Here is a 13,269-nt window from a genome sequence, read left to right on the forward strand (position 1 = left end):
CCATGTACGACATGCCGGAAGAGATCGACGTCCAGGCCGACGGAGCGCTGCGCATCATCACGCTGAACCGGCCCGATGACCTCAACGCGGTCAACGACAACCTGCACGTGGGGCTGGCACGACTATGGGACGCTCTCAACGAGGACGCGGGCGCCCGCGCAGCGGTGATCACCGGTGCGGGACGGGCGTTTTCCGCCGGCGGCGATTTCCACTATCTCGACGAGTTGCGCAAAGACGAAGCCCTGCGGCAGAAGACGATCAAACACGGCCGCGACATCGTGATCGGTATGGTGCGCTGCCGGATTCCGGTTGTCGCCGCGGTCAACGGACCGGCTGTCGGTCTGGGCTGCAGCCTGGCCGCGCTGTCCGACGTGGTCTACATCGCCGAGAATGCGTTTTTCGCCGATCCGCACGTGTCCATCGGCCTAGTGGCCGCCGACGGCGGGCCTCTGGTGTGGGGAAGCCAGATCAGTCTGCTCCAGGCCAAAGAGTTCGCGCTCACCGGAGTGCGCATCAAGGCGCAGCGCGCGGTGGAACTCGGCCTGGCGAACCACGTGGTGGCCGACCCGTTGGCCGAGGCGGTGACGTGTGCCAATAAGTTGCTCGAGCTACCGCAGCAGGCCGTCGAGGCCACCAAGCGGCTGATGAACATTCAATTGGAGAAGTCGGTGATGGCCTCGCTGGACTACGCCAACCTCGCCGAGTACGTGTCGTTCGGCACCGCCGACTTCAACAGGATCGTCGACGGCCTGATCGCCAAGAACTGACCGCACTCGCGGTCAGAAGGTGCTCTCGGTCCAAAGGGTGCTTGCCGGTCAGAAGGTGAGGGCTTCGGAGCGTTGGATGGTGCCGGTGACGCCGGCGGCATCCTGCTGTGCGAGCCGCACCGCCGCATCGGCCATCGCCTCGGGCGGTTCGATCATCTCCGGTGGCACCCGCATCCCGGCGCCACTGGCCTGCCATCCCTCCGTCATCACGACCCGAGACGGGCTCAGGCAATTCACTGCGATGTTGTCGGGCCGCAGGTCGGCCGCCAATCCCAGATAGAGCCGCTCGACGGCGGCCTTGGACACCCAGTACGCGTTGGCGCCGAGCTCGGTCGTCGTGACACCGGTGGTGGTGACGGCGATCAGCGAGCCTCCACCGCGGGCACGGACATGCGGGATCACCGCCTTGGTGACCAGGAAAACGCCGGTGGTGTTGACGTCGATACACAGCTGCCAGCGCTTGAGCGGGGTCGACTCGACGGGTCCCAGCCACAACACTCCGGCGTTGGCGACCAGAATGTCGATGCCGCCGAATTCGGCAACGGTTGCGGTGACCGCGCCATCGACCGATTGTTCGCTGGTGACATCACACGGCACCGGGAGCGCACGGCCGCCCTGCTCGACGATGCCGGCCGCGACCGAGCCGATGGTGCCGGGCAGCTTCCCTTCCTGCTCGGAGCGGGCCGCGACGGTGACGGCGGCGCCCGCTCGGGCCAGCGCGCCCGCGATGGTCGCGCCGATGCCGCGGCTGGCGCCGGCGACGAACGCCACCTTGCCGACCAGCGGTCGACGCGTTGCGGTCATTTCGGCGGGAACCGCAATGCACCGTCCAGGCGGATGATTTCGCCGTTGAGGTAGTCGTTTTCGATGATGCTCTGCGCCAGCTGCGCGTACTCCGACGACCGGCCCATCCGCTTGGGGAAGGGCACCTGAGCGGCCCAGTACTGCTCGAGCTGGTCGGTGGCCTTGCCGTAGGCCGGCGTGTTGATGGTGCCCGGCGCGATCGTCACCACGCGGATACCCAGCGGGGACAGGTCGCGCGCGGCCACCAGCGTCATTCCGAGGACGCCGCCCTTGGCCGCTGCATAGGGCAGCTGACCGATCTGTCCCTCGTATCCGGCGATCGAGGCGGTGTTGACGATGACGCCGCGGCCGCCTTCACCGAGCGGTTCGGTGGTGGCGATGGCCGCCGCCGACAGCCGCATCACGTTGAACACCGCTGTCAGGTAGAACTCGATGGTGGTCTTGAAGCCGTCGAGATCCAGTGGGGTGCCGTCCTTGCCGACCAGCCGCCCACCGGTGGCCGGGCCGCCGTGGGTGTCCACCGAGATACGCAGGGGTGCAAGGGCTTGCGCTTCGGCGACGGCGATGTTCACCGACTCCTCGGAGGTGGCGTCGGTCCGCACGTAGCGCACGCCGAGTTCGGATTCGAGCGCCTTGCCCTTGTCGTCGGCCATGTCGGCGACGACGACCTTGGCGCCGGCTCCGTGCAGACGCCGTACCGTGGCTTCACCCAAGCCGCCCGCGCCGCCGACGACGAGGGCCGAACACCCGTTGATCTGCATTCGCCCTCCTGAAACGGCTACTCTCCTCAGTAGAGAATATCATTCTCGCAAATGGTAGGGATGCTGCGGAAGGGGGAACGCCTCTGCGTACTCTCGGTGACGTGATCATCGACGAGCTCATCGCCGCCGCCGCGGGTGGTTCGGCGCGCGCGACCGGGCGTCTGCTCAGCCTCGTCGAGAGCCCGCGCCGCGACGAGGTGCTCGGAGCGCTCGGTGACGTGACCGCCGCCCGCGTGGTCGGCATCACCGGGCCACCCGGCGCGGGCAAGTCGACCACAGTCGGCGCGCTCGTCGGCGCCTACCGTGCACACGGCCAGCGGGTGGCCGTGCTCGCCGTGGACCCGTCGTCGCCCTACAGCGGCGGCGCCCTGCTGGGCGACCGCATCCGGATGGCCGCTCACATCAACGATCCCGACGTGCTGATCCGCTCGGTCGCGACGCGCGGGCATCTCGGTGGCCTGGCGGCAGCCGTCCCCGCCGCGGTCACGTTGCTGTCCGCTCTGAACTACGACCTGGTCGTCGTCGAAACCGTGGGCGTCGGTCAGTCCGAGATCGAGATCGCCGCGGTTGCCGACCCGACCGTGGTGGTCCTCAATCCCGGTGCCGGCGACGCCATCCAGGCGGCGAAGGCCGGTCTGCTCGAGGTCGCCGACATCGTGGTGGTGAACAAGGCCGACCGCGAAGGCGCCGACCAGACCGTCCGTGACCTGCGTGCCGAGACCGGGGTCCCGATCCTCAAGCTGATCGCTGCGCAGGGCGACGGAATCACCGAACTCGTCGAGGCCATCGACGCGCATCACCGGACAGACAGCTCCGAACGCAGGAATGCGCGCGCCCGTTCACAGGTCCTGTCCCTGGCCCACACCATGCTGCGCCAGCACCCCGACCTCGATCGGCTCGCCGAGTCAGTCGCCAGCGGCTCCCTCGACCCCTACAGCGCTGCGGCCCAACTGGTCGCCGGCGGCCCCCACTGAACGCAGAGCCGCTCAGGGCGCGGACCTCCCGGTGGCTGCGGCGTAACCCGCGCGGTAGCCGAAGACCATGGCCGGACCGAGGGTTCCGCCCGCCCCGCCATAGGCCTTGCCGGTCGGCCCGGCCATCGCGTTGCCCGCGGCGAAGAGACCGGTGATGGCGGTTCCGTTGACGTGCAATACCCGGCCGTCACGGTCGGTGCGGGGGCCGCCCTTGGTGCCCATCGCGCCGATGTGCACCGGTACGGCGTAATACGGTGCCGTGTCGATCGGGCCGAGCGTCTTGCCGGCCGGGGTGGACGCCTTGTCGTCGCCCCAGTAACCGTCGTAAGCGCTGGCACCGCGACCGAATTCGGGATCCTGGTCCTGGGACACGTTGGTGTTCCACGCCGCCAGTGTCTCGGCGAGCCCGGTGGGGTCGATCCCGGTCTTCTCGCCGAGCTCGTCCAGGTCCGCGGACTGGCAGAACCACTCGGGCACAGGCCCGTCCGGATCGACGCCGAGGAATCCATAGTGCTTGAGGTGCAGTGAGTCGAACACTATCCACGCGGGGTCGTTGGCATAGCCGAGCTTGGGGTCCAGGAAGTGGAACGGTCCCGCCATCGAGTTGTACTCACCGGCCTCGTTGAGAAAGCGCTTGCCGGCCCGGTTGACGATGATGCTGCGGGGGCGGGTTCGTTCCAGCCGGACGCTGCGGCTGCGGGGGTGCCCGGCATAGGTGTCTCCGGGAATCTGGATGACCGGCACCCACCAGGCCTCACCCATGTTGGCCAGGTCCGCGCCGTGCGCCATCGCCATCCGCAGTCCGTCGCCGGTGTTGTTGGGCGGCGAGACCGCGCCGCGCATCGGGCCGCGCAGGTAGACCTCGACCAGCCGCTCGTCCCACTCGAAACCGCCGGTGCCGAGCACCACGCCGCGGCGCGCCCGAACCCGGAAATCTCTGTCGCCCTGCTCGATACGGACGCCGATGATGCCGAGCGGATCGGCGACGAGCTCGACCGCTCGCGCCCCGGTCCGCGGCATCACCCCGGCGTCGAGCAGCGCCTTGAGGAGGCCCGCGATCAGCGAGGTACCCGCGACGCAGTAGTCACCGGATTCGTCGTCGACGGCGGCGTGGATGCGTGCCCGGGTCTCGGCGTCGATTCCGACGTTGCTGAAGTCGGCGGGAAACGTGGTGATCCGGTCCCGCCACTCACCGAGTTCGGCCAGATCGAACGGCTTGGTGTTCAGCGACCGCCCGCCGCCGGGCTGACCGCCGGGCAGCTCGGGTTTGTAGTCGGGAAAGCCCTGAGCGACCTCGAATCGCAGATCGCTGTGCGCCTCGACGAAGTCGAGCATGTCCGCGCCGGTGTGCACGAACGTCTCGACCAGCTCGTCGTCCATGTACCCCAGCGACTGCGCCCGCAGATACGCCATCGCATCCTCGGGGGTCAATTCACCTGCGCTCGAACGCTTGTGGGCCGGAATCCACATGATCCCGCCGGATACGGCGGTGGTGCCGCCGACCGTGGCGGATTTCTCGTACACCTGAACCGAAGCACCGTGAACGGCCGCGGTCAGCGCTGCGGTCAGCCCGGCGCCCCCGCTACCCAGTACGACGACGTCGACGTCGTGGTCCCAGTCGGTCACCTCCATCTCCCTTCTGTGCTCTCGGTCGGCGTCCTCAGGACAGGGCCGCCGACAGTTCGTGTGCCGCCGCCATGACGGCGGGCCGTCCGCTCAACACGACGTCTTCGCGGTGTGAGATCAGGTTGATGCACGTGGGCGGGGCGGGAAGTCGACGATGCACCGGAACCGCGAGGCCGTAGGTGTTGGGCTCGATCTCGCCGTGGGTGATGACCCAGCCGCGCAGCCGGGTCTGAGGCACCAGCTCGCGTTCGTTCGGTCGCGGCGGCATGCTGGCCAGCAAGGCGATGCCGGCGGCGCCGCGCTCGAGGGGATAACGGCTGCCCTCGTGAAATGCCATCTGGTAGTTGACGTTCGTCGGTGCGATCACTGCGACCGCGACCTGCTGATCACCCTCGGCCACCAGCAGTGACACGGTGCTGCCGAGTTCGTCGGCCAGGTTGCGCAGGGTGGGCACGCACAGCTGCCGGACGTTGTTGTCGAACGACGCGCCGAGAACCGCCAGTGCTGCCGCCGGACGGTAGCGACCGTCTTCGCCTTTGGTCACGAACCGGAACTGGGCCAGCGTGCTGAGCAGGCGGTAGGCGATGGTTCGGTGCACCCCGATGTCGTCGGCGACCTGGGCGACGCTCATGCCGTTCGGGGAGCCGGCGACCAGCTGCAGTGCGTTGAGGCCGCGGGCCAGAGTCTGCGAGCCGGGCGCGCCGAGGCCCGCGGCGGTCGCCCGGGTTTCGGTGGACGGTCGATTCATGCGGGCCTTCCTTGACAGATCACTCTTGCGAGAGTGATGCTCTAACTATAGTGCACATGGTTGTGCGATAAATGAGCAGAACGCTTACAAAATATGAGAATACGATTCTCGCAGTCAAGGTCTCGGGAGAGGATTCGGTGACGGAATTCGAGAGCGTGTGGAGCGACCTGCAAGGTGTCGCGTTCTCACAGGGCTACCTCGACGCCGGGGGAGTGCGAACCCGTTATCTGCACGCCGGGGATCCTGCGGCACCGGTGCTGGTGTTCCTGCACGGTTCCGGTGGCCACGCCGAGGCCTATATCCGCAACCTGGAGGCGCACGCCGAACACTTCTCGACCTACTCGGTCGACATGCTCGGCCACGGTTACACCGACAAACCTGGGCATCCGCTCGAGATCGCGCACTACATGAATCATCTTGCGGCGGTGCTGGATACCCTCGGTGCCGACAAGGCCCACATCAGCGGCGAATCTCTCGGGGGCTGGGTGGCGTCGCGGTTCGCGGTCGACCACGCCGAACGGGTCGACCGACTGGTGCTCAACACTGCCGGCGGTTCGCAGGCCGACCCGGAGGTGATGAGGCGCATCATCACCCTGTCGATGGCCGCAGCGGAGAACCCCACCTGGGAGACCGTGCAGGCGCGCATCAAATGGCTGATGGCCGACAAGACCAAGGACTACGACGACATCGTTGCCAGTCGGCAGCGCGTCTATCGTCAGCCCGGGTTCGCCTCGGCGATGCGTGACATCATGGCGCTGCAGGATCCCGAGGTCAGAGCCCGAAATCTGCTCGGGGCGCGGGATTACGGTTCGATCGCCGCCCCGACCCTGGTGGTGTGGACCAGTGACGATCCGACCGCCGACGTCGCGGAGGGGCGCCGGATCGCCTCGATGATCCCGGGTGCGCGGTTCGAGGTGATGGCCGGGTGCGGGCACTGGCCCCAGTACGAAGACCCCAAGACCTTCGACCGGCTGCACCTGGACTTCCTGCTGGGGCGCGGATGACTGTGCCCGCGGAGCAGCGGACTCGGGACGCCGACGCCGATGTCGATGCCGCTGTCGATGTCGTCATCGTCGGCGCCGGTCCCGCGGGCCTCACGCTGGCCAACATCCTCGGCCTGCAAGGGGTCCACACCCTCGTCGTCGACGAGCGCGAAACGCTGATCGACTATCCGCGTGGAGTCGGGCTCGACGACGAATCGTTGCGCACCTTCCAGTCGATCGGACTGGTCGACCGTGTGTTGCCCCACACCGTGCCCAACCAGATCCTGCGATTCTTCGACGGCAATCGCCGACTGCTCGCCGAGATGGCGCCGCCTGACGCCCGCTTCGGCTGGCCCAAGCGCAACGGTTTCGTCCAGCCGATGGTCGATGCCGAGTTGTACGCCGGTCTCGACCGGTTCGACTGCGTCGAGGTTCGATTCGGACACCGCATGCACACCTGCGTCGAGACGACCGACGATGTCACCGTCGAGTTCGCCGACGGAGAGCGGGCCGTGCGCGCGCGTTACGTCGTGGGCTGCGACGGCGGGCGAAGTGCCACCCGGCGGCTGATGGGCGTGTCGTTCGACGGCACCACCTCGTCAACCCGATGGCTGGTGGTCGACTGCGCCAACGATCCACTCGGACATCCCAACAGCGAGGTCGGGGCCGATCCGCGGCGCCCTTACGTGTCGATCGCGATCGCCCATGGCATCCGCCGGTTCGAATTCATGATCCATCCCGACGAGACCGACCAGGAGGCCGACGACCCGGCTTTCGTGCGGCGGATGCTGGGGCAGCTGGTGCCCCATCCGGAGCGCGTCGAGATGATTCGGCACCGGGTCTACACCCATCACTCCCGCATCGCCTCGTCGTTCCGCAAGGGTCGGCTGTTGCTGGCCGGCGACGCGGCGCACCTGATGCCGGTGTGGCAGGGCCAGGGCTACAACAGTGGCATCCGCGATGCCGCGAACCTCGGCTGGAAGCTCGCCGCGGTGGTGACCGGCAATGCCGGTGACGAGCTCCTCGACACCTACGACGTCGAGCGCCGCAAGCATGCCCGGGCGATGATCGATCTGTCGACGATGGTGGGGCGGGTCATCTCCCCGACGAACCGGCGGGTGGCGGCACTGCGCGACCGGGTCATCCACGCCGCGTCCGTCGTCCCGACCCTGAAGCGCTACGTCCTGGAGATGCGGTTCAAACCGATGCCGCGCTACCAGCAGGGCGCCGTCTGCCACCCCGAGGGCGGGTCACCCGACTCGCCCACGGGCACGCTGTTCATCCAGCCCCGCGTCGACACCCGCGACACCCAGAACGCGATGCTCGACGACGTCCTGGGAACCGGCTTCGCCGTGCTGTGCTGGAGCAACAACCTGCGCGCCGTGCTCGGCGAAGCAGCATTTCGGCACTGGAAGGCGTTGGGCGCCAAATTCGTCGAGGCGAGACCGATGACGCAGCTGCCGTGGACGGGCCATGACGATCCCGAGGTGGTCATCGTCGGTGACCGCACCGGTGCGCTGAAGTCCTGGTTCGACGTCCACCCCGATTCGGTGCTGTTCCTGCGGCCGGACCGCTGCATCGCCGGCGCCTGCATCGCACAACGTGCTCCTGAGATGTCCGAAGCCTTGACTCGTGTGCTGCATCTGACCCAGGGAGGAGGCTCCGGTACCGATGGCGCAACCACAGACGGAAAGTCACATCGCGCTGTGCTGCATGTCGCACAGTCCGCTTCTGAATCTTCCGGGACCGTCACGCGAACTCCTCGATGACATCGAGGAGGCCATCGACGGCGCTCGCGCGTTCGTCGCCGAGTTCGACCCCGACCTCGTGGTCACCTTCTCCCCGGACCACTACAACGGATTCTTCTACCGGGCGATGCCGCCGTTCTGCATCGGCACCTCCGCCGAAGGGGTCGGTGACTACGGCACCCACAAGGGTCCCCTCGATGTTCCCGCCGATCTCGCCACCGACTGTGCGCGAGCGGTTCTCGATGCCGACGTCGATGTCGCGATCTCTGCGGCGATGGATGTCGACCACGGCACCGTCCAGCCCCTGCAGAAGCTGTTCGGCGACGCGACGGCCAAGCCGGTGATCCCCATCTTCATCAACTCGGTCGCCACGCCGCTCGGACCGCTGCGCCGGGTGCGGGCCCTGGGCACGGCCGTCGGCCGGCACCTGGCCACCCTCGGCCGACGTGTGCTCGTCATCGGTTCCGGCGGGCTTTCGCACGATCCGCCGGTGCCGACCCTGGCCACCGCCCCGCCGGCTGCCCTGCAGCGCATCGTGCATGGCGTTCCGATGACCGACGAACAGCGACAGGCTCGCCAGACCGCCGTCGTGGCGGCGGCTCGGGAGTTCGCGTCCGGAGCCGGAACGCTGGCGCCCCTCAACCCGTCTTGGGACCACGCTTTCCTCGACCTGCTCGACACCGAGCGTCTCGCCGAGGTCGACGGCTGGGACAACGCATGGATCGCCGAGCAGGCAGGGAATTCCGCGCACGAGGTGCGGACCTGGGTGGCCGCCTTCGCGGCGCTGGCCGCCCACGGCAGCTATCGAACGGCTGACCACTTCTACCGAGCGGCGCCGGAGTTGATCGCCGGCTTCGCGATCAGAACGGCGGTGACGACACCATGACCCCGGACACGGATCCGCCCTTCGACCGCGTCACCGATGTGCTGGTGGTCGGCTCAGGAGGCGGCGGGATGACGGCAGCGCTGGCCGCCCACGCGGCCGGGCTCGACACACTCGTCGTGGAGAAGGCATCCCGCTTCGGCGGCTCCACGGCGTTGTCCGGCGGCGGGATCTGGGTACCCGGCGCGCCGCCGCAACGCCGGGAGGGGCACGTGCCCGATCCGGAGCAGGTGTTCACCTACCTCAAGACGATCACCGAGGGCACTGTCAGCGACGCGCGGCTACGCATGTATGTCGAGGCTGCTCCGAAGATGATGGAGTTCCTCGAAAAGCTCAGCCCGTGGCTGCAATTCGTCTGGAAGCCCGGATACGCCGACTATTATCCCGAACTGCCCGGCGGTTCCGCCCTGGGCAGCACGATCAATGTGCCGGAAATCGATCTGCGCGCACTCGGTGACGAGGAGGAGCGCCTACTTGCGCCGCTGGCGTTGGCGCCGAGGGGTATCTGGTTCGCGCCCAAGGATCTGCGGTTGTTCTACCAGGTTCGGCAATCCTGGCGGGGCAAAGTCGTTCTGCTGAAATTGATCTGGCGGATGTTTCGGGCGCGGTTTTTCGGTGAGCGGATGGCGGCGATCGGCCAGTCGCTGGCTGCCCGGCTGCGCCTGGCGATGAAGCAGGAGAACGTGCCGCTGTGGCTGGACGCGCCGATGACCGAGCTGATCGCCGATGCCGATGGTGCCGTGGTCGGCGCTGTCGTCGAGAAGGTTGGCCGGCAGATCCGCCTGCGGGCCAGGCGTGGCGTGGTGTTGGCCAGCGGTGGCTTCGATCACGATATGGAGTGGCGGCTGCAGCACCTTCCCGAACTCAAGCGGATCGAGGAGATGCCCGGCGACGCAAAGGACTGGAGCTTCGGCAATCCGGCTGCCATGGGGGACGGGATCCGGGCCGGCGAGAAGGCCGGCGGCGCCACCGCGCTGCTCGACGAGGCGTGGTGGTTCCCGGCCATCTGCTGGCCGGACGGACGTCTGCAGTTCATGCTCAACGAACGGATGATGCCGGCACAGTTCGTGGTCAACGGTGACGGTGTGCGCTTCATCAACGAGGCGGCGCCCTACATGGATTTCGCCCACGCCATGATCGAAGGTCAGCGTTCGGGGGTGACCCACATCCCGTGCTGGCTGATCACCGACATCCGGTCATTTCACCGGTATGTGGTGGGCGGACACCTCCCCATCCCCAAGGTGCCGTTCGCGCCCGTGCCGACGGGACGCACAGTGCCTCAGGCATGGCTCGATTCCGGTGTGGTCAAGCAGGGTTGCAGCTGGGAGGAACTCGCGGCCGCGATCGGGGTGCCCGGCGACCGGTTGCGCGCGACCGCCGAGCGATTCAACGAACTTGCCTGCCGGGGCCACGACGACGACTTCAACCGCGGGGACAGCGCCTACGACAACTATTACGGCGACCCGACCCTGCCGAACCCGAATCTGCACCCGCTGGGGGATCCGCCCTACTACGCCTTCCAGATCATCCTCGGTGATCTCGGAACGTCGGGCGGTCTGCGCACCGACGAGCACGCGCGGGTGCTCCGCGCCGATGACAGTGTGGTCGCCGGCTTGTACGCCGTCGGTAACGCATCCGCGGCGGTGATGGGCCGCAGCTATGCGGGCGCGGGGGCGACCATCGGCCCGGCCATGACGTTCGGTTATGTCGCCGCCCGGCACATTGCCGACACGACCCCGGAGGCGGCCGGCCGGTCGACCTCTGCCGAACCCGGCTCAGCCATCGATTCACCCGGAACTTCAAGGAGGTAACCGACAATGAAGATTTCCCTGTTCTACGAATTCCCGTTGCCCCGACCGTGGTCGGAGGACGACGAACACCAGCTGTTCCAGCACGGCCTCACCGAGGTCGAGGCGGCCGACAAGGCGGGTTTCTCCACGGTCTGGCTCACCGAGCACCACTTCCTCGAGGAGTACTGCCATTCGACGGCGCCGGAGATGTTCCTGGCCGCGGCGAGCCAGCGCACCGAGAACATCCGGCTGGGTTTCGGGGTCATGCATCTGCTGCCGAACATCAACCCGCCGGCGCGCATCGCCGAGCGTGTCGCCACCCTCGACCACCTGTCCAACGGCCGGGTGGAATACGGCACCGGTGAGGGTTCCTCGGTGGCCGAGCTCGGCGGCTTCAACGTCGACCCGGCCGACAAGCGGGCCCAGTGGGAGGAGGCGCTCGAGGTCTCGATCCGGTGCATGACCGAGGAACCGTTCAGTGGGTTCAAGGGTGAGCACGTCGAGATGCCGGCCCGCAACGTGGTTCCCAAGCCGCTGCAGAAGCCGCATCCGCCGGTGTGGGTGGCCTGTACCCGCCCGTCGTCGGTCGAGATGGCCGCCCAGAAGGCCATCGGCGCATTGAGCTTCGCCTACACCGGACCGGAGGCACTCAAGGAGCGCGTCGACGGGTACTACCGAGATTTCGAGGAGCAGGGCACACCGATCACCCCGGCGATCAACCCGAACATCCTGGCCATCGGTGGCGATCTGTCGATGATGGTCGCAAAATCGGACGAGGAGGCGCTCGAGCGGCTCGGTACCGGCGGCGGCTTCTTCTCGTTCGGCATCATGCACTACTACCTCACCGGCATGCACACCCCCGGCCGGACCAAGGTGTGGGAGCGCTATCAGGAAGCGGTCAAAGAGGATCCGACGCTGGCCTACGGCCCGGGCCGCGGCGCGATCGGCTCACCGGACACCGTGCGGGAGTTCCTGCGAGGTTACGAGGCCAGCGGCGTGGACGAGATCATCCTGCTGCTCAACCCCCGCAGCCATGAGGGCACCATGGAATCCATCGAGATCATGGGCAACCAGATCCTGCCCGAGTTCATCGAGCGCGACGAGAAGGCGGTAGCCGAGAAGGCGAAACGGCTGGAACCGGTGATCGAGAAGGTCGAGGCGCGCCGGCAGCCCTCGGAGGCGCCGTTGTTCGACGAGACCTACGCATTCGGCGGACTGCCGACCGGACGCAACAAGTTCACCGCCGGTGAGATCCCCGAGGCGATGGCCGAGATCAACGAGGGCCGCGTCAAGGCCGCGCAGCAGGAGAAGGCAGCGCGGGAAGCCGCGGGCTGACGGTGAGCGCGTTCGACGAGCTGGTGCGCTACGACGGCAAGCATGTCGTCGTCACCGGGTGTGCATCCGGGATCGGAGCGCAGGTCGCGCACCAGCTCGGCCGGCTCGGTGCCCGTGTCACGCAGTTGGACCTGCGGGCACCGACCGAGACGTCCGGCGGCCGGTACATTCCGATGGATCTGGCCGATCCCGGGTCGGTCGCCGCCGCCGTTGCCGCGATCGAGGGCGACGTCGATGCGCTGTTCAACGTCGCCGGCGTGTCCTCGGGCATCGGGGATCCGCTGCTGGTGGTCTGGATCAACTTCCTGGGTATGCGGCAGTTCACCGAGGCGCTGATCGACCGGATGCCGGTCGGCGCAGCGATCACGAACGTGTCCTCTTTGGCGGCCTCGGGTTACCGCGAGAACGCTGACGTCACCGCAGGACTGCTGCGGACCCGATCGGTCGACGAGGGGTTGCGTTGGTGCGCCGATAATCCCGGGGCCCTCGCCGACGGCGGGTACCGGCTGTCCAAGGAGGCGGTCATCCTCTACGGCATGAGCCGGGTGGCCCACTTCGGCGCCCGGGGCATCAGGATCAACTGCACGGCACCCGGGGTCACCGAGACCCCGATCCTCGACCAACTGCGATCGGCCTACGGGCAGCAGTTCCTCGACTCGTTCACGGCCCCACTCGGCCGCGTCTCGGATGCCGGCGAGCAGGCCGCCGCTCTGGTGTTTCTAGGCAGCGGGGCCGCGGGCTACATAACCGGTCAGGTGCTGTGGACCGACGGCGGAATCCTCGCCCAGCGGTTCGCCGAAGCGCTACGCGACGCCACGGAGACCGCGCAAGCGGCGCAAGGGAACTGACG

Annotated in this window: 12 protein-coding genes; 8 read left to right on the forward strand and 4 right to left on the reverse strand. The window is 67.7% G+C overall.

All coding sequences use genetic code 11. From position 1 onward, the window contains the following. The first annotated feature begins 2 nt into the window (after positions 1–2). On the forward strand, positions 3–767 hold the full coding sequence (locus J3476_RS21725) for an enoyl-CoA hydratase/isomerase family protein (RefSeq protein ID WP_207068417.1): 765 nt from the start codon (positions 3–5) through the stop codon (positions 765–767). A gap of 48 nt (positions 768–815) precedes the next feature. Here the strand turns inward: J3476_RS21725 and J3476_RS21730 are convergent, their stop codons facing one another. Beyond that, complete coding sequence (locus J3476_RS21730) at positions 816–1,571, reverse strand: SDR family NAD(P)-dependent oxidoreductase (RefSeq protein WP_207068418.1); 756 nt, start codon at positions 1,569–1,571, stop codon at positions 816–818. Beyond that, positions 1,568–2,332, reverse strand: coding sequence for an SDR family NAD(P)-dependent oxidoreductase (locus J3476_RS21735; protein ID WP_207068419.1), 765 nt, complete (start codon positions 2,330–2,332; stop codon positions 1,568–1,570). Before J3476_RS21735 ends, J3476_RS21730 begins: the two co-directional genes overlap by 4 nt. A gap of 101 nt (positions 2,333–2,433) precedes the next feature. Here J3476_RS21735 and meaB point away from each other — a divergent pair, with 101 nt between their 5' ends. Beyond that, complete coding sequence (gene meaB, locus J3476_RS21740; RefSeq protein ID WP_207068420.1) at positions 2,434–3,306, forward strand: methylmalonyl Co-A mutase-associated GTPase MeaB; 873 nt, start codon at positions 2,434–2,436, stop codon at positions 3,304–3,306. Between the two features lie 12 nt (positions 3,307–3,318). Here meaB and J3476_RS21745 read toward each other — a convergent pair whose 3' ends face one another. Together J3476_RS21745 and J3476_RS21750 are read right to left on the reverse strand one after the other, a co-directional pair. Then, entirely contained in the window at positions 3,319–4,932 is a 1,614-nt protein-coding gene (locus J3476_RS21745) for an FAD-dependent oxidoreductase (protein WP_207068421.1), read from the reverse strand. A gap of 34 nt (positions 4,933–4,966) precedes the next feature. After that, a complete protein-coding gene (locus J3476_RS21750) occupies positions 4,967–5,680 on the reverse strand; it encodes an IclR family transcriptional regulator (protein WP_207068422.1) in 714 nt (237 codons plus the stop codon). 137 nt (positions 5,681–5,817) lie between these two features. Here J3476_RS21750 and J3476_RS21755 point away from each other — a divergent pair, with 137 nt between their 5' ends. From J3476_RS21755 to J3476_RS21780, 6 genes are read left to right on the forward strand one after another with little or no spacing between them, the layout of a single operon-like run. Continuing rightward, entirely contained in the window at positions 5,818–6,684 is an 867-nt protein-coding gene (locus tag J3476_RS21755; RefSeq protein ID WP_207068423.1) for an alpha/beta fold hydrolase, read from the forward strand. Beyond that, positions 6,681–8,432, forward strand: coding sequence for a bifunctional 3-(3-hydroxy-phenyl)propionate/3-hydroxycinnamic acid hydroxylase (locus J3476_RS21760; RefSeq protein WP_207068424.1), 1,752 nt, complete (start codon positions 6,681–6,683; stop codon positions 8,430–8,432). Before J3476_RS21755 ends, J3476_RS21760 begins: the two co-directional genes overlap by 4 nt. After that, entirely contained in the window at positions 8,377–9,297 is a 921-nt protein-coding gene (locus J3476_RS21765; protein ID WP_286183505.1) for a 3-carboxyethylcatechol 2,3-dioxygenase, read from the forward strand. Before J3476_RS21760 ends, J3476_RS21765 begins: the two co-directional genes overlap by 56 nt. Further along, positions 9,294–11,105, forward strand: coding sequence for an FAD-binding protein (locus J3476_RS21770; protein WP_207068426.1), 1,812 nt, complete (start codon positions 9,294–9,296; stop codon positions 11,103–11,105). The genes J3476_RS21765 and J3476_RS21770 overlap by 4 nt, the downstream gene beginning before the upstream one ends. Before the next feature lie 6 nt (positions 11,106–11,111). Further along, complete coding sequence (locus tag J3476_RS21775) at positions 11,112–12,419, forward strand: LLM class flavin-dependent oxidoreductase (RefSeq protein WP_207068427.1); 1,308 nt, start codon at positions 11,112–11,114, stop codon at positions 12,417–12,419. 2 nt (positions 12,420–12,421) lie between these two features. Further along, positions 12,422–13,267 carry a coniferyl-alcohol dehydrogenase gene (locus J3476_RS21780; RefSeq protein WP_207068428.1) on the forward strand — a complete coding sequence of 282 codons (846 nt, stop codon included), beginning with the start codon at positions 12,422–12,424 and terminating at the stop codon, positions 13,265–13,267. Positions 13,268–13,269: the final 2 nt, after the last annotated feature.

The organism is Mycobacterium sp. PO1 (genome assembly GCF_017312405.1).
Lineage (GTDB): Bacteria > Actinomycetota > Actinomycetes > Mycobacteriales > Mycobacteriaceae > Mycobacterium.